The 23,217-nt window shown below is 47.5% G+C and carries 15 protein-coding genes and 1 tRNA gene; 7 read left to right on the top strand and 9 right to left on the bottom strand.

The annotated features are described in order from the left end of the window. Positions 1-12: 12 nt before the first annotated feature. Both B5G04_RS18135 and B5G04_RS18140 read left to right on the top strand, forming a co-directional pair. Positions 13-2,052 (top strand): M13 family metallopeptidase, encoded by a 2,040-nt coding sequence (locus B5G04_RS18135; protein WP_022038761.1) that lies wholly within the window; start codon positions 13-15, stop codon positions 2,050-2,052. A 103-nt stretch (positions 2,053-2,155) separates the two neighbouring features. Continuing rightward, entirely contained in the window at positions 2,156-2,362 is a 207-nt protein-coding gene (locus tag B5G04_RS18140) for a hypothetical protein (protein ID WP_158100138.1), read from the top strand. Between the two features lie 144 nt (positions 2,363-2,506). Here the strand turns inward: B5G04_RS18140 and B5G04_RS18145 are convergent. Next, positions 2,507-2,579: transfer RNA gene (locus B5G04_RS18145), tRNA-Phe, on the bottom strand. Positions 2,580-2,904: 325 nt separating this feature from the next. Here B5G04_RS18145 and B5G04_RS18150 point away from each other — a divergent pair. From B5G04_RS18150 to B5G04_RS18170, 5 genes are all read left to right on the top strand, one after another. Then, the gene (locus tag B5G04_RS18150) at positions 2,905-3,756 is read left to right on the top strand and encodes a cytochrome c biogenesis protein ResB (RefSeq protein WP_022038759.1); all 852 of its coding nucleotides are present in this window, start codon (positions 2,905-2,907) and stop codon (positions 3,754-3,756) included. Continuing rightward, positions 3,750-4,529: a cytochrome c biogenesis protein CcsA gene (gene ccsA / locus B5G04_RS18155; RefSeq protein ID WP_087398261.1), complete on the top strand. Its 780-nt coding sequence runs from the start codon at positions 3,750-3,752 to the stop codon at positions 4,527-4,529. The genes B5G04_RS18150 and ccsA overlap by 7 nt, the downstream gene beginning before the upstream one ends. A 102-nt stretch (positions 4,530-4,631) precedes the next feature. Then, the gene (locus B5G04_RS18160) at positions 4,632-6,029 is read left to right on the top strand and encodes a cytochrome c peroxidase (protein WP_022038757.1); all 1,398 of its coding nucleotides are present in this window, start codon (positions 4,632-4,634) and stop codon (positions 6,027-6,029) included. Positions 6,030-6,149: 120 nt separating this feature from the next. Next, complete coding sequence (locus B5G04_RS18165) at positions 6,150-6,608, top strand: threonyl/alanyl tRNA synthetase SAD (protein ID WP_022038756.1); 459 nt, start codon at positions 6,150-6,152, stop codon at positions 6,606-6,608. 1 nt (position 6,609) lies between these two features. After that, positions 6,610-7,488, top strand: coding sequence for a DNA/RNA non-specific endonuclease (locus B5G04_RS18170; protein ID WP_087398262.1), 879 nt, complete (start codon positions 6,610-6,612; stop codon positions 7,486-7,488). A gap of 243 nt (positions 7,489-7,731) precedes the next feature. Here the strand turns inward: B5G04_RS18170 and B5G04_RS18175 are convergent, their stop codons facing one another. The 8 genes from B5G04_RS18175 to B5G04_RS18210 form a co-directional block, all read right to left on the bottom strand. Then, positions 7,732-9,606: a TlpA disulfide reductase family protein gene (locus tag B5G04_RS18175; RefSeq protein ID WP_087398263.1), complete on the bottom strand. Its 1,875-nt coding sequence runs from the start codon at positions 9,604-9,606 to the stop codon at positions 7,732-7,734. 46 nt (positions 9,607-9,652) lie between these two features. Next, the gene (locus tag B5G04_RS18180) at positions 9,653-11,992 is read right to left on the bottom strand and encodes an FtsX-like permease family protein (RefSeq protein ID WP_087398264.1); all 2,340 of its coding nucleotides are present in this window, start codon (positions 11,990-11,992) and stop codon (positions 9,653-9,655) included. A 113-nt stretch (positions 11,993-12,105) separates the two neighbouring features. Beyond that, a complete protein-coding gene (locus B5G04_RS18185) occupies positions 12,106-12,780 on the bottom strand; it encodes an ABC transporter ATP-binding protein (RefSeq protein WP_087210077.1) in 675 nt (224 codons plus the stop codon). Positions 12,781-12,896: 116 nt separating this feature from the next. Beyond that, positions 12,897-14,447 carry a TlpA disulfide reductase family protein gene (locus B5G04_RS18190; protein ID WP_087398265.1) on the bottom strand — a complete coding sequence of 517 codons (1,551 nt, stop codon included), beginning with the start codon at positions 14,445-14,447 and terminating at the stop codon, positions 12,897-12,899. A 129-nt stretch (positions 14,448-14,576) separates the two neighbouring features. Further along, on the bottom strand, positions 14,577-17,000 hold the full coding sequence (locus B5G04_RS18195) for an ABC transporter permease (RefSeq protein WP_087398266.1): 2,424 nt from the start codon (positions 16,998-17,000) through the stop codon (positions 14,577-14,579). 117 nt (positions 17,001-17,117) lie between these two features. Beyond that, a complete protein-coding gene (locus tag B5G04_RS18200; RefSeq protein ID WP_087398267.1) occupies positions 17,118-19,445 on the bottom strand; it encodes an ABC transporter permease in 2,328 nt (775 codons plus the stop codon). Positions 19,446-19,463: 18 nt separating this feature from the next. After that, a complete protein-coding gene (locus tag B5G04_RS18205; RefSeq protein WP_087398268.1) occupies positions 19,464-21,836 on the bottom strand; it encodes an ABC transporter permease in 2,373 nt (790 codons plus the stop codon). A gap of 114 nt (positions 21,837-21,950) precedes the next feature. Beyond that, on the bottom strand, positions 21,951-23,201 hold the full coding sequence (locus B5G04_RS18210) for an HlyD family efflux transporter periplasmic adaptor subunit (RefSeq protein WP_087398269.1): 1,251 nt from the start codon (positions 23,199-23,201) through the stop codon (positions 21,951-21,953). Positions 23,202-23,217: the final 16 nt, after the last annotated feature.

The following is a 23,217-nucleotide window of genomic DNA, read 5'->3' on the forward strand; positions in this document are numbered from 1 at the left end:
CAAAATAGCAATATGAAAACAAAACATTATGTAGCAGTAGCCGCTTTTGCCACACTGGCAATGGCCGGCTGCACCGGACAAAAGAATGCCACGAACACTTCGGGCATTGATTTGGCGAATATGGACACTACCGTATCCGCCGGTACCGATTTCTTCCGTTATGCCTGCGGAGGATGGAATGACGCACACCCGCTAACCGCTGAATATTCACGCTACGGCACATTCGACCAACTGGCAGAAAACAATCAGAAGCAGCTGCGCGGGCTGATTGAAGAACTTGCAGCCAAACAAAACGAACCTGGAACCGCCGCACAGAAAATCGGTGACCTTTATAATATGGCAATGGACAGTGTGACACTGAACAAGCAAGGATGCGAACCAGTGAAACCTATGCTTGAAAAAATAGCCGCACTTACTGACAAAAGCCAGGTCATCCCGATGGCAGTCGAGATGCGACGTACAGCAGGTATAGGCACTTTCTTCAGCTACTACGTTTATGCCGATCCCAAAAACAGTGTGCTGAACATCTTCCAGATGGGACAAGGCGGCATCAACTTGGGCGAAAAAGAATATTACCTCGACAATGACAGCATCACCCAAAACATCCGCGAGCAATATAAAAAATACATTGCAAAACTTTTCACCCTTGCCGGATTTACTGAAACCGATGCACAACAGAAGGTGGCAGACGTAATGGAAATAGAAACTGCCATTGCCAAAGTATCGAAAAGTGCAACCGAACTGCGTGACCCCGAAGCCAATTACCACAAAATGACATATGCCGAACTCAAGAAGCAGATTTCCGGCATTGACTGGGATGCCTTTATGAAGGCTTTGGGTATCGAAGCACCTGCCGAACTGAACGTAGAACAAATAGAACCCATTCAGGAAGTAGCGAAGCTCATCAATACCCTGCCGCTCTCCAAAAGCATTTCATACTTGGAATACAACCTGCTTGACGCTGCAGCTCCCACATTGAGCGATGATTTCGTGACTGCACGCTTCGACTTCTATGGTAAAGTGATGTCCGGACGACAAGCCAATCAACCACGCTGGAAACGTGCCGTTAATAGCGTCGATGGTTTATTGGGTGAACTGGTAGGCGAAATGTATGTCGAAAAATATTTCCCCGCTGCAGCCAAGGAACGTATGGTCAACCTCGTAAAAAACCTGCAAACAGCACTGGGACAGCGCATCGATGCACAAGAATGGATGAGCGACAGCACCAAAATGCGTGCCCATGAAAAACTGGATGCTTTCCGCGTGAAAGTGGGTTATCCCGACAAGTGGAAAGACTATTCAGCACTTGAAATCCAGAAAGACTCGTATTGGGCAAACGTATGCCGTGCTGCTGCCTGGGGCTTCAACGACATGATATCCCGTTTGGGAAAACCAGTCGACCGCGATGAATGGCTGATGACACCGCAAACCGTCAATGCTTACTACAATCCCTCTACTAACGAAATCTGCTTCCCGGCAGCAATCCTTCAACCACCATTCTTTAACATGGAAGCCGATGATGCTGCCAACTACGGTGCTATCGGCGTAGTAATCGGACACGAAATGACTCACGGATTCGATGATCAGGGACGTCAGTTCGACAAGGAAGGCAATCTGAAAGACTGGTGGGCAGCAGGAGATGCCGACCGCTTCAAAGAACGTGCACAAGTAATGGTGGACTTCTTCAACAACATCGAAGTACTTCCAGGATTACACGGAAACGGCCAGCTCACCTTGGGTGAAAACCTTGCCGACCACGGAGGTTTGAACATCGCATACCTGGCATTCCAAAACGCCACAAAAGATGCCCCGTTGGAAGATAAAAACGGCTTTACACCTGCACAACGTTTCTTCATTGCCTATGCTACGTTATGGGCAGGAAACATCCGCGACGAACAGATTCGTGTATATACCAAGAGCGATCCTCACTCGTTGGGCGAATGGCGTGTAAACGGTGCCCTGCCTCATATTCAGGCTTGGTATGATGCTTTCAACATCACTCCGAACGATCCACTTTACGTAGCTCCGGAAAAACGCGTGAACATTTGGTAAAGAATCCATATATGGCGATGAATAATATAAAAACAAGCAGATTCTTCAGTATTGGTTCTTCAGACTGATCCGTCATAAGAAGCTGTTTTGAATTTATCGTGCGATGATTTGGGATGAGTTTTTGAGGCATTTTCGCTTCTGTGATGAGGAAGATAGCGGGCTATCTGACGAAGAACAGGAGCGGAAAGGACCAAAAAATCGCCCAAAGCACACACGAAAACGGATACATCAAGCCAAGAAAAACTTTTTGGAGAAATTCAAAACAGCTTCTAAGAACTTTCCATCTGCAACAACCTTCATCGCACAATAAAAAACTCCCTATCATTATTCAGAATACGGATAATGATAGGGAGCTTTTTATTTGATTTAATTTCCTGTTTAAGGGGGGGGCACTCAGCCTCAAAAAGAGCATAAAAAAAAGAGTTACATCACCTGTAACTCTCTAATTATCATGTGGTGCCAACGGGAATCGAACCAGTGACACAAGGATTTTCAGTCCTTTGCTCTACCAACTGAGCTATGGCACCAACTTGGTCTTGCAACCGTTATTTTCCTGATTGCGGTGCAAAGGTAAGTCTTTTTTTCTTTCACAACAAATTTTCGGCAAAAAATTTTTTCTTCAACTAGAAAAATACTTCAAAATATACCTTAAACGACAGATTCTAAGAAACTGTCTATGCTTCCCGCGGTACTAATTGAGCATTTTGTATATAACACATAGTAGAGGGCATATCGCATACGCCCCTACATGGGATATTGGCAGATATCCGTTAAAATAAATCATCGGCAAAGAAAGAACCTATTACATTAATATGTACTTTTGCATCGGAACAAATAAAGCCAGACGGATTTATGAAAAAAGCGACGTTATATCGATATTGGGGTACATACTTCGCCGTAGCACTCGGTTGCCAGCTGACATTCGGTAAATGCCAGATAGCATTCTTCGCCTTCCCTGTAAATGCCGCCCTCCTGCTATTGGGGGTGACAAGCCTGTGGATTCTTCACAAAGAAAAACCTCAGTCGGCTGGCTATCTGGTTTTATCAGCACCTGCCACCACATTCTTGTTATTGGGGATAACCTTTGTTTCATGCCTGCTGATGGGCTTCGGTACGTTACTGACCCCCGATTCATGGTGGACGGTATTCACCCTCATTGCCTTACTTGCCCACCTGCTCATCGTCATTTACCGGGGCATGTGCAGAAAACGGGCACACAAGCTGCGCTTTGCCTTGACCCACATCGGACTGCTACTTGCATTAGGAGGTGGAATGGCGGGAAGTGCCGACACACATGAATGGAGGATACTGGTCACCAAAGACCAACCGACCCGGCAAGCATTCGACAGACACGGAAAAAGCATCTTGCTGAAAGATTCCATGCAGTTGCAGACATTCGATATAGCCTATCATCCCGATGGAACCCCACAAAGCTACAATGCCCAAGTAATCATAGGAGACAAAAGTGCTACCTTGAAAGTAAATCACCCTTACACACTTTCGTGGACGGACAATCTTTACCTGACAGATTACGAACACGTACCGGCAAACGAACAACCACATTATTGCGTGTTGCAACTGGTGAAAGAGCCTTGGAAGTATGCTTTATGGACAGGAATCTGGATGCTGATAGCTGGTTGCGTACTCTTATTTACACAAGGGATACCTGCCCTGCCAAAGAAAGGAGGTGATGAAACATGCTGACATGGGACGAATTTATCGGATTTGCCCTTAGTGCAACACTGCTATGGGTGGGAGGTGCCTTCGCGGCATTCCGTAGCACGGAATTCAGCAAGAAAGCTTTCGCCTTGACCAGTACCGGACTGTGTATCTATGCAGCCTTCATTATTTGCTTTTGGATTTCGTTGCAACGTCCGCCGCTCCGTACCCAAGGAGAAACCCGATTGTGGTATTCTTTCTTCCTGATGCTATGCGGCTTGCTTACCTACCGACGTTGGCACTACAGGTGGATACTTCCCCTTTCCACCCTACTCACCCTTGTATTCGTCATCATGAATCTGATGAACCCCGAACAGCACGACCGCTCACTGATGCCTGCCTTGCAAAGTTACTGGTTCGTGCCCCACGTAACAGTCTACATCTTTGCCTATGCCGTGTTCGGCTGTGCCTTCCTGCTTGCCCTGGCAGGTGTGATAAAACATACCGGCCGCTATCAACCCACCATCGACCGTCTGACATGTATCGGGCTGGTCTTCCTGACCTTCGGCATGCTAAGCGGTGCCCTATGGGCAAAAGAAGCATGGGGATATTTCTGGAGTTGGGACCCGAAAGAAACATGGGCCGCCGTCACATGGAGCATCTATCTGCTTTACCTTCACCTCCGTCTCTATGGCAAGCCCCGGCACCAGAAGTGGAACGTCCTGTTATTGGCAACCGGCTTCCTGTGCATGCAGATGTGTTGGTATGGTGTCAACTACCTGCCCTCGGCACAAAACAGTATGCACGTATATACTTGACAAAAGCATAACAGATTGCCAGCTGTGTCCCGTGAATAACAAAATAGTACCCTATAGGAAACAACCCATAAATATAAAAACTCAATAACATAAAAAAACGACATGAAAAAAAGTTCAATCATTGTTTTAACCGTGGTGGCGGTAATAGCCCTGCTCGCCGTCATCTACCGAGCTGTAAACAATGCTCCGTCTGCCAGTTTAACGGCAAACGAGCAAGTGGTTCAAGTGTTGACAGACGGCGGATGCGCCTCCTGCCATTCAATGGCACCGGATTTGCCTTTCTATGCCCACTTCCCTGTCATCAAAGGAATGATAAACAAGCATGTGCAAGAAGGTTATGCTACATTCGACATCCTGCCTTTCATGCGCACCATGAAAGACGAATCGGTACCCAATGAAGTAGACCTCAACAAAGTAGAGCAATGCATCATCGACGGTTCCATGCCGATGAAAGAGTATTACCTCGTACATTGGGGCTCGTCCATCACCCCTGAAAAGCGCGACCGGATGCTGGCAGCTATCAAAAGCATCCGTGCCAGGTATTTCCACAACCCGCTGGCAGCACCCGAATTTGTCAACGAACCCGTACGCCCTCTGCCCGACAGCATCGCTTATCATCCGCAAAAGGCAGCTTTAGGCAAACTGCTCTATCACGACACACGGCTCTCTGCCGATGGAACCGTTTCGTGTGCTACCTGTCACGGCCTGAACACCGCCGGAGTAGACAACAAACGCTACTCGGAAGGTATCAAAGGACAGCTGGGCGGAGTAAATGCCCCGACGGTATATAATGCCTGCTTCAATTTCGCACAGTTCTGGGACGGACGTGCCGAGACATTGGCAGAACAAGCCGGAGGACCTCCCTTGAACCCCGTAGAAATGGGATGCCAGTCATTCGATGAAATCGTAGCACGACTTTCCGAAGACAAAGCGTTCGTAAAAGACTTCATAAAGGTTTATCCCGAAGGGCTGAGCCAAGCCACCATCACTGACGCCATCAGCGAATTCGAAAAAACGCTGGTAACACCCAATTCGGCTTTCGACCGCTATCTGAAAGGTGAAAAGTCTGCCATGACCGACGAACAGATAGCAGGCTATAACCTGTTCAAGCAATATAGCTGCGCCACATGCCATGCCGGTGCCAGCATGGGTGGGCTGAGTTATGAACTGATGGGACAACGCGCCAACTACTTTGAAGACCGGGAACTGACCCAAAAGTCGGGACTGACAGATGGAGACAACGGACGATGGGCACAAACCAAGGTAGAACGAGACCGATACCGCTTCAAGACACCAACCTTGCGCAACGTGGCACTGACCTATCCGTATTACCACGACGGAAGTGTAGAAACACTTAACCAGGCAATTACCATGATGGCAAAATACCAGGTAGGACAAGAACTATCGCCCGAAGAAGCACAAAAAATAGAAGCTTTCCTCAATGCACTGACCGGTGAATACGAAGGCAAGACATTGACCAACAGCAACATGAACAAGTAATTATAATTTATTTGTGCATTTTAATGACACACAGATAACGCAGACAGACATTTTTTATGCTATCCGGGTAATCTGTGTGTCATAATACATCAAAAAAATACACCACGCAAAAAAAGAATTATGGAACAACCTCAACTGAACGAACACAACAAGACGGAATATCCGCCCATGCACACGTGCGAACACATCGTAAACCGTACCATGGTCAACCTCTTCGGATGCGGCCGAGCCGTATCGGCGCACATTGAACGCAAGAAAAGCAAACTCGACTTTGCCCTGCCACAAGCCCCGACCGATGAAGAAATAACCCACATCGAAACAACCGTAAACGAAGTCATAGCCCGGCACCTGCCCATCACTACCGAATTCATCACCCAGCAAGAAGCCAAGGAACGATTCGACCTGAAACGCCTGCCCGAAGGAGCTTCGGACACCGTACGCATTGTGAAAGTGGGCGATTACGATGAATGCCTTTGCATCGGACTGCACGTAGCCAACACATCCGAAATAGGTATGTTCAAAATCATCAGCCACGACTATAAAGACGGCATCTTCCGGATGCGTTTCAAACTTCTGTAATATGGCAAAAAAACGTAAAAAACAAGCAGGAGGAGGACTGAAAGGCTTTATCCTGCTGGCAGCAATCATTATCGGAGCTCTTTACCTCTACCAGAACGATGGAAAAATATTCAGCTCCGAAACAATCAGAACACTGACGGATAAAGCAAGTGTCACAGAAAACACAAAGGCTAAAGCACCAGATGGCAGATACTCCTTACAACTGGAGATACCGAAAACCATCCGCCAGCGAGACGAAACCATCATCACCCATACCGGATATACCGTGTCTTACAACCATCATTATAAAACCCCCAACTGGGTGGCATGGGAACTTACGCGCCAGGAAACGACGGGAGAAGAAGGACGCACCAATCAGTTCCTGCCCGACCCCAACCTGCCCGAACCGCGCGTAGAGCATAGCGACTATACCAACTCCGGATACGACCGCGGACACATGGCCCCGGCAGCCGACATGAAATGGAGCAAACAGGCAATGAAAGAATCGTTCTACATGAGCAACATCTGCCCGCAAAACCGCAAACTAAACCGCGATGACTGGGGCGACCTGGAAGAGAGTTGCCGCAAATGGGCAAAGAAATACGGCACCGTATACATCGCCTGCGGTCCCATCTACGACACTTCTTCACCCAAACGAATCGGAAAGCATCAGGTGGCTGTACCCGACCGTTTCTTTAAAGTCGTGCTCATCTACAACCGGAAAAAACCCATTGCCATGGGCTTCCTGTTCGAAAACAAAGCACATCACCAGAATCTGAAAAACTATATGGTCAAGGTAGACCAGGTAGAAGAAGAAACCGGACTGGATTTCTTTTCCAAAGTGCCCGACGAAGTGGAGAACCGCATTGAAAGCATCGTGCCCGAAGGCATTGCCTTCTAACGGCATTTTGCTTTCACCACAGATTGCACAGAAAATAAGTGACAATGCTGCATGCTGCCAGTAAGCAGGGTTGAAAAACGAAGATATCTTCGAAAGCAGTTTCATATATACTGAAACTGCAAACGAATATATACTTCATCGGCAAATGAAGTATATATTCGTTTCTTAACAAGTATCTACCGGTACTTTGCGGAACTCCCTTTACATCATTTTCCGCCAGATACAACTCTTTACACCGATTTATTATTCAGACTGGCTTTTCTCTGCCAATGTCTTGCACAACAAATCGTGGTCGCGCAAATCGTTACGTAAACGGTACGATCCGTCTTTATCCACCAATACGTAAGAAGGAATGCCGTCTATCTTGAACTTTTTGGCGAGATACTCCCACTGCTTATCGTTCAGGCGGAAATGCTTGCCTTTGATATCAGGAATCATGGTCTTGTATTTTACAATGGGCGATGTCTCATTGGCAATATAAATCCAAACCAGATTATCATTCTTCAGTTCCGTATCTTTCAGCGGCTCAGTAGCCTTGATAGCCGCACGGCAGGGACCGCACCACGTATTCCAAAAATCCACCAACACCACCTTGCCCTTATAGGGAGATACAATGGCATCGAACAAGTCCTTCAGGGGCACATCGGGAATAGGTTCGATGTGTGCCTTATCCTTTACAGCTTCCAGCCGGGCTACGGCACTTTGCTGCATTGCCTCCAGCGCTTCTGCATAAAAAGCGTCATCTTCTTGATCAAGCTCTTTCAAGTCTGCCGGAGTCAAGACTCCATTCTTAGCCTTGCCTACAAGAAGTGCATACTTTTGCAAGGAAGGAATCAATCCCGTCCGGATGCCGGCTATTTTCATCCAGCCTTTATCCGAATATACGACATTATCAATATAACTAAAAGCTCGCGAACCCATCAGCAACCGTGGATTATTGACATCAAACAGCTTGCAGATTTCCGCCTGGTCTTCCGGCTTCATCGGCTCAATGCCTTTTACCGGATTTCGGTTCCACTCATCGTGCGTATACCGGTAATTGTGTTCACGGATGTAATTGCCGCCCAGCATTGCCGCAACCGCTTCTTCCTGCAACGACACTTGCATCCATTCTTTCATCAGCGGCGGAAGGCTATCGGCGGCAATACTGTCCGACAAAGCCTTGTAAGTGCCGATGACGTGTGTCGCATACGCTTTCGATGTCATCTTATAATCCGCAAACTTGCCGTCATAAAGGTTCATCGACCATACATGACAATCTGTCCCGCTATTAACCAGGTTATTGAGATTGGCATACGTGCCTTGGGCATAAAGTGCCCTGAACGGCTGAGCCGCTTCCCCCTTACGCCGGGACACGATACGTTGCCCGCTGGCACGTTGGTCGACATAAACCGTGGCATGCTCGCCCGGTGCTATCTGTATGTTCCCAATCATGGGCAACAAAGCCATCGCCGGACCGTATTGCTTAAACTTGAAAACCGCCACATCTGTTGTCGAATCTATCAGTGCGGCATATTCTTCTTGCGTGCCCGTCAAATCGTTCACATACATGTTCAGTACCTTGCCCAGTTCTTTCCGGTGATGGAGCAAACGTACCTCTACCGTAGTTTCACCACTCTTGAAAACAGGCTCGGGCATCGGAGCATTTCCGTCTATCTCTAGTGCCTCGGCAGGAATATCTTCGGGTGTATCATAGGTTTGCTTGCCCGTCAGGTCTATGCCGAACAGCTTAAAGCAGTCGGCACAATCCGACTCGATGAAGTCGAAAGACTTTGTCCGTTTGGGCAACGGCTGGAAAGAAAGCACAAACGAAGCCTCTCCCGACTCAGGCATCCAGAAGAGCGAATCGGGTGTAATACCTTGTGCATCAGTCAAAGCATAGTTTTTACCTTCTGCCCGCAGATAAGTTTTCGAATCGATGCGAATCCAATAATGCGGCCGGAAATACGCATCCACATGCAACACCGTAGCGGTGTCGGTCAGTTCTACTTTCGCGATATCAAGTGTCATGCTGTTGGCACTCTCAATCAGTGGGTTCTCTACGACTTTAGGTCCTGTCTGGCAAGCCGCCAGCATCAAGGCTGATAAAGCCGATGCAACAAATGTACTGTTTTTCATAAGCTGTTTTTATTGAATAATGTAACAAATATACGCATAAAATCGGTTATTCCCGCTTGATGACTTCAGCAGGATTCATTTTCGCAACCTTATAACCGATTAGCCACACGGTAAGGAAGGTGATTCCAGCCGTAATTGCCAGCGGCATCACGAAATGTGAAATGGAGATGGGAACATAATAACGAAAATGCTCCAGCCACGGTAGCATGCAAGCATACACCAAAGGCACGGCTATCAGGAAGGCAATTGCCACCCCCGCTACATACGAGCAAGATAATATCCATTGTATTTGTCCCAAAGAAGCTCCATGTATCTTCCGCAAGGCTATTTCACGTTGACGCAGACGGACGGTATAACGCACCAAACTGAACAAACCAGAAAAAGTCAGCAACAAACTGATTGCCGCATACAAAGACAGGATATCCGTCAACATCACGACATCCCGATTGGCTTCTTCCAATATACCTCCTATATCCTGATATACAAACGTCCGGTCGGGATAAACCTCTTCCCATTTCCGTCTCAACTGTTTCAAGACTTCCGCTTTCCTGCCCTCCTCTACCCTTACCGAAAGTGTTTGCACATCGGCAGACGATACATCGTTCAGGCTGATAAACAACGGCCAAACCGATTCGGATAACGACCTTTTCCTAAAATCACGCACTACCCCTACGATAGTCCGGTTATCGAACAACGGTTCATCGGGAAGGTATTTGGACACCTGTTCACCAATCGGATTGATGCCATCAGGAACAAACTTCTTCACAAATGTTTCGTTCACCACAACGGGATAGGCGGTAGCAGGAAGCAAACGAGCGGTCTGTTCCGAGTCTATCAGTTCCAGCCGATAAAAGTCCAAAAAGTCTTTCCGGCACGAAACCATATCTATCCAAACAATGTCTTCCGGATTTCCCGATTTTCCGATAATGGCCATTGATTCTTCAAAAAGCCCTGTTTCGGACAAGGTCACCTCCTTTACTCCTTGCCAATGCCTTGCTTCTTCCATCCACGCAGAAACAGGAGGTCCCCAATCCTTTTCTACATACACATCAATTACTCCCTCAAACCGCAGGTTGTCTTTCTTTATCAGTTCCAACTGGCTATGAATAATCAAAAACACACTGAATAAAACCAAGGTCACGACAAACTGTCCTCCCTGAAAGCAAGACACCAGCAAACGTCTTATCTTACCCTGATAGAACCAACGATACTCGCTTTCGGTAAGCGACTGCAACTTCCGGCTGATGAAAAAGGCAGGAATCCCCACAAGGACAATACCTCCCAACAACAACCAAGGCAATACTTGATAAGACAGTATGTACCCCATCGTCAACTCGACATCCATCAACCGGTTGAACAAAGGCAACAGGTCATTCATCAGCAAAAAAGAACAAATGAACGCCAGCCCAATCATCAGGCACGTATCTAAAAACAACTGGCGATAAATGTCTTTCCGCGACGCACCGGCAAAAACCTCAATATGCAACATACGCATCCGGTCCAACAAACGGGTAAGCCCTAAATTGAGGTAATTGAAACAAGCGACTAACAATACAAGCAATGCCACGACTCCTCCAATAACCAGAATGACAAGCGAACGATGCCGCAAAACAAGGTCCTGCACACTGGTATCAAAATAAGACTCGTGTAAAGTTTGTGTATCCAAATGACCTTTACCCAATACCGTAGGAAGAAGAGTTTCCGCAAACTTCTGCCGGAATTTATCCAAGTCCGTCCCTTCACGCAACTTGATGAAACAAGCTTCTCCGTCATCAGAACCCGCCGACAGACTCAAAGCACCTACAGACAATAAAGCCTGCGCCGGATTGCGGAACACCACCTTCACAACCATCGGACGAACATCTCCGTCAACAGTCATGGCAAGGGATTCTCCCAAGCAATCCGATGAGCCAAATATCCGCAACGCCGTCTTTTCTTCCAAAGCAATCGCATCCGGTTGTACTTGTACTTCTTGCCAACTGCCTTGCACCGCCTCCAAAGAAAAGAAGTCAAGAAACGTTGAATCTGCCAGCATAAACCGTTCTATTGAAAACGTCTCATCCCGATATACAACCGAAACTTTACTACGTTTCGACACACGGGTAGAAGTTTCTATTTCGGGAAAAGCGGACACGATTTGCGGCACATCCGGTCCATATATAAAAGTAGTCGCTGCCTGCTCTCCCATTGACACCTGTTGAGTCAGGCGTAAGATACGTTCTCCGTCAGGAATCACTTTATCGGCACGATACTCATGCAATACAAAAGCTCCCAACAAAGAAACGCACAAGATGCCAATGACCAAACTGCCCCATGCTACCACAGTAAACAACTTGTTGCGCCACCAGCCTCGTATAATCAACCGCAATAACTGATAATAAGACATAAGAATCAACTAATCAATTGAACTCAAATTCCTGCAGATTAACACAAACTTTCACCCATATTCAAATTCTGCGAAAATCTGCGTTAATCTGCGTTTTTAACCAACATATACCATCATAACGCCACTTCCGTCACCACCTGACCGTCGAACAGACGGATAATACGTCCGGCATAACCGGCATCGTGTTGCGAGTGGGTCACCATCACGATGGTGGTGCCTTCCTTGTTCAAGTCGGTCAACAGGCTCATCACTTCCTTTCCGTTCTTCGAATCCAGGTTACCGGTCGGCTCGTCGGCAAGTATCATCTTCGGATTGGAAACTACCGCACGGGCTATCGCCACACGCTGCTGCTGCCCTCCTGAAAGCTGTTGCGGGAAATGTTTCGAACGGTGGGCTATCGCCATCCTTTCCATAGCTTCCTCCACCTTCCGCTTACGTTCGGAAGCCGGAACACCCATGTAAAGCAAAGGCAATTCGATGTTCTCGTACACATTCAGTTCATCTATCAAGTTGAAACTCTGAAATACAAAACCGATGATTCCCTTGCGAATGGACGTGCGCTGCGCTTCGGTGTACTTCGACACTTCCTTCCCGTTCAAGTAATACTCACCTCCCGTAGGATTGTCGAGCAACCCCAAGATGTTCAGCAACGTAGACTTGCCGCATCCCGAAGGACCCATAATGGCTACAAACTCGCCTTCTTTCACTTCAATACTCACATTGTTCAATGCCCAGGTCTCCACCTCGTCGGTGCGGAAAACCTTTTGTAAATTGTTTGTCTTTATCATATTCTTTCTATTTTTTTGTTGACAAAGTGACAAGGTTTTTAGATAGCTTTGGTATTCTAAACCTTGTCAACTTGTTTCCTTGTTACCTTGTCAACTTTTTCCCTTATTACCTATAATTATTTTCTCAACCTGATCCCTTTGATTTGCCACGAATCGGCCCCATCGCCTTCCGTAAAATCGAAGGTACGGGTGCCTGCCGGAAGTGGGGCGAAATATAGCGTAAACGTTGCTTCTCCGCTTTCGGGCATAAAGAACCGCTCACCCAAGGGAAAACCTTCCGAACGGAGTACCGGACACGATGTCCCGTCATCTGCAACCAAATGAGTTTCCTTAGCCAACTGAATCCAATACTTGGGGATATAATAAGCATGTATGCGGACAATGGTTGCGGTATCAGTCCGCTCCACTTGCGTAATCTGCAAGGCATCGGTATTCGAACTTCCATACACAGGGTAGTCTACCGTCGGATTGCCTTCGTGTGTGCCGTAGACCGTTTGAGGCAGCGGACGCATACACCGGCGGAGCTGCTCCTTCAACGAACCCGGCCCATATCCTGTCCAACTCTTCAAGATGTGTCCGTCGGGAGCTATCAGCACGAAATGCGGAATGCCGTTCACTCCATAACGGGCAGAAATACCGTTCCGCCCTTGCAGGTCGTTCCAGTTATTCCATGCCAACGGATGGTCTTTTACCGAAGCTCTCCATCCTTTTTCAGTCTCTATACTCAAACTGACCACTTCCAAGCTATCTTTATGCAGCTCGCTGATTTCTTTCAATTCCGGTTGCGACTGGATGCAGGGACCGCATCCCCTGCTCCAGAAATCGAGCAAGATATATTTCCCACGGAACTCACTCAAATGATGCACCTTGCCTTGCAGGTCGTACAGATCACCGTCAACCGCCATCTCTCCATCATTCACCACAACCGGCGGATAAAGTGCCGTATAGACCGACTTCCCTTCCTCGGTATTCTTCCATTCATCCGGCAAACTTTCGTAAAGTGCTTTCACCTCATCCCGATGCAAGAACTTTTTATCATACTTCAGCGACATCCCTAATCCGTTCAAGCTGTTCATCCATACCTTATTTACCGCCGTCTGCTTCATCAGACGGATATTGTTCGCCATTACACGCCGTTGCAAGCTGTCTTGCTCATCTTGCATCTGTTTTAACTTAGCGACTATCGACTCCCGTTGCTCTCCCGAAGCGTTTTGCAAAGCCTGACCCAAAGCCATACCCTCCATTGTCAATTGCTGAAAAGCATCCAGTTCCTTTCGGGAAGCATCAACCAATTGCTGTTGGAACCGCTGGCATTCCGACCCGCCTTCCACACGCCACGTCTTAAGCAACTTATTCTCGCCTTTCACTTTCAAATGCGTATCCGGCCCTATCCACAAGCTAAGCCAGACAGGAGGCAGTTTCCCATAGTCTTTTGCCATCACGTCGTACTCTTCCACTTCATTGCTTGCAGTCATGCCTTCGAAGAAAAAGCGACCGTTCTGCAATGTGTCCGACGCAACTTCCGTCCCTACTCCTCCTTCGTCTTTATACAAGCCCAACACAGTTCCTTCGTCTACCCCCGACAAAGTACCTTCAATTGTAAATCTTCCTTGTGCCTGTGCCGCCAATGTTCCGGCAAGCATACAGGCTAAAAACAGTTTTCTCATGTCTGTTATTATTTTAATTAAATATTTTCAGTTGACAAGGTGACGAGTTGACAAGGTGACAAGGTTTTTAGATAGCTTTGGTACTCTAAACCTAGTTTCCTTGTCACCTAGTTTCCTTGTCACCTAGTTTCATTCCTTCTTTATCATTTCTGCCGGATTAATGCGGGCAATGCGCACAATGCGAGACACAACCGTAAAGGCTGTGACCGCAGCCACAAACAGAAACACAGTTACCCAAAACCAAACTCCGTAGCGGAAAAAAATGCGATACATCTGTTCCCAATACTCCATAAATCCATAAAGCAGCGGAAAAGCCAACAAAGCCGTCGCCCCACCTATCCCGATGTAAATACGGGCAAAAAGCCACATAATCTGCCCCACGCTTGCCCCATGCACCTTGCGGATGGCGACCTCTTTACTGCGGCTTTCCGTATCAATGGTAATAGCTGCGTAAACACCTAAAAGCGTAAGGGTCACGCATACCACTGCGAGAAAGAAGATGATACCTTTCAGTGCATTTTCTATCCCCTGTTTCGCCTCGATGTCATCCTGAAAAGTAGAGATACGCGGCTCTACCGTATAGGGTAAGGCTTGATGCAACAATCCGTCAACCTGCGTGCGCACTTCATCTGCCTTTCCGGCATAGCACTTCAGGTAACAATGCCCCACATACTGACGGAAATCCACCAGCTGGAAAACATACCCTTTCTCAGCAAACGTTCCTCCGTAGGCATTGGTCACAAAAGGACTGCTTATCCCTGCTACTTTATATCCCTCGTCGTAATATCCATAAAGTGTAGCACCCAAAGGCTCCATCCGGTGCTTCGTGCGCAATTCCTGCCCGAAAACCTGATCGATTACCAGTTCATTCTCTGTATTGGGGACCTTGCCTTGCAAGACAGGAATGTGCATGAACCGGAAAAAGTTATGAGGCACACTAAGAATATTGACCGGAGTTTCCTCCTTATCGCGCCGGGAATCCGGCTGGATATAGAACACATTGCCGGAGGCACCCTGTGTATAATCAACGTCTGACAACAGGCAATCTTCCACCCCCGCACATTGTTTCATGCGCTCTATCAAGGCAAGCTTTTCCGCCTGCTTCATAAACGGGTAATCCAAGGGGATGCTCAATATCCTGCTTTTCTCCTGACGGGTCAACGTACCGAAGAGTGCCGATGTGGTTTTATCTGCCTGCAGATAGAGTGCGAAAGACAAGGTGACAAATATCCAGCAAATGAAATACTGGATGGCAAGCATGATGTTGCGCACCCGATGCTTGCCCCGTCCGATACTTATGCCGCGGATGCCTGTCTGGATATTTATCCGACGTGTACGTGCCACAGTAAACAGGCATACGCCCAAGCTGCCTGCCAGCACCAACAACAGATATTGGGCACACTGGTATTGCAATACCGGACCATCAATGCTAAGTTCGAACTCCATCATGTCGATGTGCAATACGGGTGCCAACAACTCTATCAAGACAAAGACCAACAGGAAAGCTATCAGCACCGTCAGTGCCGCCTGAACAAATAATTGCCCCAACAGATGTGCGCTGCCTCCCCCGAATACGCGCCGGAGACTGTACTCGCCGCTACGCGCCAGAAAAGTCCCCACTTGGAAATAAAAGAAATTGAGCAACCCCACCAAAAGCACCAGACTCCCGATAATGCCGGCAATCCACACGATATACATCGTACCACCGTACTTCCAATAGGCATAACCTAAAGGACGGACATGCACATCGAACTCCCTGCCGAACATCTGCAAACCCAATCCCTTGGTGCGAAGGTCTGCTTCCAGTTTCTTCCGGCTATCTTTCCCTCCTTTCAGCAATACATAACCCATACCTCCCGTCACGTCCTTTCCCTTCCATTGCAGCCTCCCATCGCTATCATTCAACACCAGCATGGCGAGAGGCTGCATATACGTAAAACTATTATTGGAAGGAATGTCTGCCATCACCGCCTGCACGGTATAGCCGATGCCACTGTTCGCACCCGCAAAGGCGAACCTCGACGTGGTGCACAAACGCTTTCCGATGGCATCCTGCAAGCGGTTTCCATAGATACGCCGCGCCAAGGTTTCCGACAAGATGACCGCATTGGGCGTATGCACGGCAGCTTGCCACGAACCCGCCAGCACATCCACACCGAATACTTGACGGAAACACGTATCTACTTCCATACATAGCATCGGGTCGAACGGCAACATCTCGTCGGGCTTCACTTCTATCTCAAACGAACGATAGCCTGGATACCCCAGGTATGTAAAGGCTTCTGCTTCCATCCCGTTCAGGATACGCAACTTATCTATCAGTTCCGGAGGCACTCCAGCCAAATCTTTCGCTCCTTGGGGTTCCTTCATCGCAATCTCGCCAATACGCTCTTTCTGAGGGAAGCATTGGTCGGTTGCCCACATCAGCCGACATACATACAGGCAAATGCTGAAGCACAACAAACATACCGCCAGCCCCACGATGCCAATCGCGCTCTGCGTCTTATACTTCCACAGGTTACGCCAAGCAATTTTCAAGTAATGCTGTATCATATTTTTTTTAGTTTCAGTTGACAAGGTGACGAGTTGACAAGTTGACAAGGTTTTTAGATAGCTTTGGTATTCTAAACCTCGTTATCTTGTCAACTCGTTTCCTCGTTACCTTAAAAATCAATTCATTTCCTTTATTACTTCCGCCGGATTCTGCCGCACGGCTTCCCATACGCGCGAGCCGATGCTCAGGCAAACCACCAACGCCATACCTATATAAATAAGGAAGAAAAGCCATACGCTGATTTCGGTCTGCTCGACATACTGCTCCAGCCAATGCTTCATCAGTATGTAGCCGATGAGGAAAGCCACAAGAGCCGCCGATGTCAACAACAGAAAGTATTCCTTCACAAAAATAAGCAATATATCGCTTACCGTAGCTCCGTTTATCTTGCGGACGGCTATTTCTTTCCGCCGCTGCCGGCAAGCAAGTGTCACCAACGAGTAAATGCCAAACAAGGAAACTACCATGCACACCACAGATACGAAGACCAGCAATTTCAGCAACAAATATTCCGATTGAAGATACCGGTCGTATGCTTCTTCAATATCGGTTAAACGATACCTTACATCGGGATAGTCTTCTGCCATCATCCGGTCAACATACGCTTGCAATTCCTCTCCCTTTCCTTCGTGATATCTTACCGCCAGACAATCTCCACTATAAACCACTCGGATCCCATCGATTTCCGCTTCATGGGCTTCTCCCGTAAGAGCTATCGGATTGACCGGAACGGTAGGAGCCGTTGTATGAAAATCTTTCACAATTCCTGTTACCGTACACCATTTATTTGTCATATGTACAGACTTTCCCACTATCTTGTGTATGCCCAATGCTCTCACTGCACTTTCATTGAGTACTATTTCATTAGCACCCGCTTTCGGATAATCACCTTCCTGCAATTTCAAGCCATAAAAACGCATGAAAGTTTCGCCTTCGGGGATAAATTCTATATTTACCGAAGCATCCGAATCCTGTTTCCCTTCCCAATCATCTATTGAAGAAGCCATACGCATCTGGGCATGAAACAATCCCAAATGACCCTTCAATAAAACTTGCGTATATGACAACTGCCCTACACGCTTGGCTATTTGCTCAAAATCATCTTGCGGATACATATAATCGAACACAGCCAGATTTTTCCGTTCCCAACCTATATCGGCATGACGCAAATGAATGACTTGCTTGAGCAACACGCTTACACAACATATAAACAGCATGCTGACCAGCAATTGGAAAAAGACACTTGCCTTGCGGAATACGTCCAACCTGCGGATATATCCCCGTTCCCTGTAACGGATAAACGGGAACAAACATAAAGCCGAAACCAACAATATCCCCATAAAATAAGCCAACGAAGAAGCGTAAACGCCTCCAGTCACTCCCGATACATTCCGAAAAAGAGGAAGAAGAAGTTCGATTAACACCATTCCGACCAATCCGGCAAATACGATTACCAGCAAATATTCGGTCATGAACAACAGAAACAATCGCATACGGGAAGAACCGCACGCCTTACGAAGTTCTATTTCACGCTCACGCATCCGCATACGGCTCACGAACAACATCAGGTAATTGAACAACGAACTCAGAATGACCAGCAACCCTACCCCGGCAAACAACACCAGATAATTGAAGCGGATAGTACGTTCTTCATTGAACGAAGCATAATGATACCTACTCAAAGGGATGAAACGGCACCCTTCCAAGACGGCTTTCCCTTGCTTCTCCGTAAGCCGCCCTACATAACGGTCGAACTTCTGTTGGAATGCTTCCAGACTTACCCCCTCACGCAATTTTATGACAACCATACAAACGTTGTATGCACACTGGTCGTGCCAAACAGGGTTTATATGATTGTACCAATACGAAAACGGGAAACTGGTATGCTCACCCGATCCCTCCACAACGGCACATACCGAAAGCTCCATCCGCTCATTCAGCTTTACTTTTCTGCCCAGTACATCTGTAGAACCGAACAATTGCATGGCGCACTCTTCGGTCAAGGCTATCTTGTCTTTTACCGACAGGAAATCGTAATTTCCTTTCAATACCGAAAGCCCGAACAGGTTCATAAAACAGGAGTCTGCCTGCAAATCGCCTCCTTCTATCTTACGCCCATTTTCTCCAACCAATATTCCTTTTGCTCCCCAAGAAAACGCACACGTAGCCTCTACATCCGGCATATCGCGCTTCAGCCAAGTTGATACAGGATAAGGCAGGCCAATGCTATATCCCGATTTACTCAATATATCTTTCTTATAAACCAGATACATCCGGTCCGCCCCTTCGTAGGACGAATCATACGTCGTTTCGTAATGTATCCACAAAGCGGACAGGGCGAAGCAGACAAAGCCTACCGCCAGCCCCACGATGCAAATCGCGCTCTGCGTCTTATACTTCCACAGGTTACGCCAAGCAATTTTCAAGTAATGTATAATCATCATTCTTAATTCTTAATTTAATCACTCCGCCTTCATCACATCCGCCGGATTGATACGGGCTGCCTTGTTTACTTGCCACCAAAGTGTGCCCAAAGAAATCACTGCAACCAACAGCAAGGCAACGATGAATATCCACGGACTTAGCGGAGCCTTCAATACAAAATCTTCGGTATATTTGTAAAGTATCACCCAAGCTAATGGAACAGCTACAACAAACGATACCAGCAAAACTTTCAAGTATCTGCCACCCAGCAGCCAATAAAGGTCGCGCAGAGTTGCACCGTTCACCTTGCGGATGGCAATTTCTCGATATCGCCTGCGGATATCAAAAAGCGAAATACCGAACAGCCCCATGCACGACACCACGATGGCGATAAAGGCGAATACCGAATAGACCGTAGCTATCTTGCGGTCGTGGGCATACTGCTCTTCCACCACATCCGCCAGCCAGGCATGGTCGAACTCTTCAGTTCCATAAATTTCCTTCACCGTGCGGCGCAGGTAGGCAAGCAGCTCTCTTTCCTTGCCCGGGTGTACGGCGATAGAAATCTTGCCACGTTCGTATCCTCCACTTATGACATAAACAATGGGCTGTACGCCACCGGTCAACTTACCGAAATAGCAATCGGCTATTACCGCAACGACGGGCATCAGTTCCAACCCACCCTTCTTTACACTGCCATCAGCTCCAAAAAACATCCAAATAGGAGCTTCAGCCCTGATAAACGCTTCTTCCCTATCGGCATAGCCGAATAGTTTCATGGCTTCCTCGTTCAATGCTATCTCGCTATGGGTTACGTCATGTATCTCATCCGGCAAAGTGCCATCGAGTACCTTCAATCCGTAAAATTCAAAAAAGGCGACAGGAACAAACAATGCCTTCACCGATACCTTTTTATCCTTTTCGTTAAAAAAGTTCACTTGAATTTCGGAAGTGATTTCATCGAACGAACTGCATATCCACGAATCAATATACGGACATTCGTCCAATGCTTTCCGAATCCTTTCGATACGTTCGTTACGTGTTTTCCTCTGCTCGTCCGTATATCTATTATTCCAGTTTTCTTTCTGCAAATCAGCTTCTAATATCCTTTCCGTACAGAAACCCGGAGGCGTATTGATAAGGAAATCGAAATGACGGCTGAAATAGACCGACAAGACCACAAGTACCACCGTAAAGACATACTGGACACCCAGCAACACCGCACGTGAAGCAACGGAATAACGTACCGACACATTGCGCATGGAAATGACAGGCGAACGATAACCATACTTGATATAAGGATAAACCGAAGTGAGCAAAGGCAAGACTATCAGAATGCCTAACGACAACCAGCCGTCGAACGGTGTATAACCAATCTGCTCGCCCAACAAACGCTCTACCGGAACCGCCGTAACCTCTATCAGCACCCATGCCACGAAGAGCGAGGCAAAGACCAGCACGAAGTTTTCCAGCCAGATTTCCACAAATAGTGAAGAACGCCCCAGTCCCAACACCTTCTTGATGCCATATTCGCGTGAACGCTTCATCAGCATCACCATATAGAGGTTGATAAAATTCAGGATGCCTACCGCCAACAACAAGACTATCACTCCTGATAAAATCAGCAAGTAAGACTTGTCGCCGTGGTTCATCAATGATTTTTCCGCAATAATGGAAGGGTCGAAATAAAACTGTTTCCAAGGAATAAACCGGTAACGCATAGGACCGGAATATTTCGTATCGCGATAAACACCACTCACTTTGTTTATTGCATCCAAATCAATGCCCGGCAATACACGGACCATTTCGATATTCATCCGGTTCCAATCCTGCAAACCACGGGAAACCAACACATCGAATCGCCAAACAGTTTTATTGGAAGGGCTGTCCACCACTCCTTGCACAACTACAGATATGCCATCATAAACCAGCACTTTCCCAAGAGGATTCTCCCGTCCGAACAGTTGTTCTGCAAACTTGCGGGTAAGGACAGCCCCCTGATTGCCTTGCATCGTAGTAGTTCCCACCACTACCGGATAAGTGAAGAAACGGAAAAAAATAGAATCTACTGCCAATATATCGGCATTGTAAGTGCGGTTCTCATATACAATATGTGTACGCTCATTGGGAACAACCAGACAACGCTCTATCACCTGTTCGTCGGCAAGATAAACCGAGTCCATATACATTCTGGCACTGGGACACCAATTGCTATAAACGTCTGCCATCGGCAGCACCACCGTCTCGGGATGAATACAATTAGCGTCCACCGTCAGTTCGCGGTGGATGTAACGAATCAAAATAATGCTGCAAGCCAGGCTGAACGCCAGCCCCAGCAAATTAATTATCGTGTACGAACGGGCACGCGTCAAAAAGCGTACCGACATTTTCAAATAATAAAGTGTTATCATAAGCTATTTCGTTTGTTTTTTTCACCACAGATTACACAGATTAGATAAATTATTATCTGTATAGTTCATGATGAATAATTAATTTTTTAATCTGTGTTATCTGTGGTGAAACCATCATCTCAGTATTAATTCTTCCGCATCGCCAAAGTTATCATATCCTGTGGTAATAACCCAATCTCCGGGCTGCAAACCTTCAGTTATTTCATATTGGCGAGGATTCTGCCTACTGATGGTGATGGGCACCTTCACCGCCTTGGTGCGGTCGGCGTTCAGCTTGAATATCCAGTTGCCTCCCGTCTGCTGGTAGAAATTGCCACGCGGAATCACGATTGCCTTTTCGGGTTGCCCCAGCTCGATTTGCACCCGGTAGCTCTTCCCAAGGCGCACATTGTCGGGCATCTCCCCGGTAAATACCAAATCCACATCGAAGGTACGCTCTTTCACCTCGGGCACCACCTTGGTTACCCGAAGCGGATAACGTTTACCTTGATAAGTGACCGAAGCGGGCAGACCGGTGGTGACACGGTCGATGTAATACTCGCTTAATGCCGTGCGTATCTTGAACTGGTCCATTACCTTCATTTCGGCGATATTCTCACCCGAACTCACCTGCTGTCCGGGCGTGACCTTCACAAAACTCAACTGCCCATCGGCAGGCGCACATACTACAAGGTTATCCCTCCGCTGTAACGAACGCTCCCATTTCTTCCGCTCCCGCTCACGGTCGTTGCGGAGCAGTTCCTTGCGGATAACCGTCATCGCCGAATCGCTTTGCAGGCTTTGCAGCTTCAAGCGGGTCGACTCGGTCTTATACCGGTATTCATCTGCCGACACCTCCAGTTGCGCCTTGCTGCGGATACCCATCTTGTACTCTTCTTCTTCCAAGGCATAGCTTTTACTGATTTTGTTCAACTCATAACTTGCCTCCAGTGCCTGTTGCTTCAGTATCAAGGTCTTCTGCTCCATCTCCAACGCCTTCTCTTCGTAAGAGATGCGTTGCTTTTCCCATTCATCCCGTTGGTCTTCGATATCGCGTATCAAGTCGGGGTTGACCAGTGTCAGGATGGTATCGCCGCGCCTCAGCAGACTTCCTTCTTCCGCTACGATACGGTCTACATTACCCGTCTCGCGGGTATTGACCATCAGGGTAAGGATGGGATGCACCACGCCTTCCACATCGACGTACTCCAAGAACTCATCGTCTTTCACTTCCGCCAGTTGCACCGATTCGGTATCTATCCGCAACTTGCGCGGACCGGAGGCAAGCACCGCTACATAAACCAATCCTGCCATCAAAGCGATACCAGCCGCTATGCGGTAACGGTAGCGCACGTACCAAGGTTTCTTTTCCAGTTTTATATCCATTTCTTTAGTTAATAAT

It is taken from the genome of Bacteroides sp. An51A, assembly GCF_002161565.1.
Taxonomy (GTDB): domain Bacteria; phylum Bacteroidota; class Bacteroidia; order Bacteroidales; family Bacteroidaceae; genus Phocaeicola; species Phocaeicola intestinalis.

Excerpts from the sequence above, each read along its gene's own strand:
- B5G04_RS18135 (WP_022038761.1), top strand. The coding sequence starts at position 13 with ATGAAAACAAAACATTATGTAGCAGTAGCCGCTTTTGCCACACTGGCA.
- B5G04_RS18170 (WP_087398262.1), top strand. The coding sequence starts at position 6,610 with ATGGCAAAAAAACGTAAAAAACAAGCAGGAGGAGGACTGAAAGGCTTT.
- B5G04_RS18190 (WP_087398265.1), bottom strand. The coding sequence starts at position 14,447 with ATGAGAAAACTGTTTTTAGCCTGTATGCTTGCCGGAACATTGGCGGCA.
- B5G04_RS18185 (WP_087210077.1), bottom strand. The coding sequence starts at position 12,780 with ATGATAAAGACAAACAATTTACAAAAGGTTTTCCGCACCGACGAGGTG.
- B5G04_RS18195 (WP_087398266.1), bottom strand. The coding sequence starts at position 17,000 with ATGATACAGCATTACTTGAAAATTGCTTGGCGTAACCTGTGGAAGTAT.
- B5G04_RS18180 (WP_087398264.1), bottom strand. The coding sequence starts at position 11,992 with ATGTCTTATTATCAGTTATTGCGGTTGATTATACGAGGCTGGTGGCGC.
- B5G04_RS18200 (WP_087398267.1), bottom strand. The coding sequence starts at position 19,445 with ATGATGATTATACATTACTTGAAAATTGCTTGGCGTAACCTGTGGAAG.
- B5G04_RS18210 (WP_087398269.1), bottom strand. The coding sequence starts at position 23,201 with ATGGATATAAAACTGGAAAAGAAACCTTGGTACGTGCGCTACCGTTAC.
- ccsA (WP_087398261.1), top strand. The coding sequence starts at position 3,750 with ATGCTGACATGGGACGAATTTATCGGATTTGCCCTTAGTGCAACACTG.
- B5G04_RS18175 (WP_087398263.1), bottom strand. The coding sequence starts at position 9,606 with ATGAAAAACAGTACATTTGTTGCATCGGCTTTATCAGCCTTGATGCTG.
- B5G04_RS18140 (WP_158100138.1), top strand. The coding sequence starts at position 2,156 with ATGATTTGGGATGAGTTTTTGAGGCATTTTCGCTTCTGTGATGAGGAA.
- B5G04_RS18150 (WP_022038759.1), top strand. The coding sequence starts at position 2,905 with ATGAAAAAAGCGACGTTATATCGATATTGGGGTACATACTTCGCCGTA.
- B5G04_RS18205 (WP_087398268.1), bottom strand. The coding sequence starts at position 21,836 with ATGATAACACTTTATTATTTGAAAATGTCGGTACGCTTTTTGACGCGT.
- B5G04_RS18160 (WP_022038757.1), top strand. The coding sequence starts at position 4,632 with ATGAAAAAAAGTTCAATCATTGTTTTAACCGTGGTGGCGGTAATAGCC.
- B5G04_RS18165 (WP_022038756.1), top strand. The coding sequence starts at position 6,150 with ATGGAACAACCTCAACTGAACGAACACAACAAGACGGAATATCCGCCC.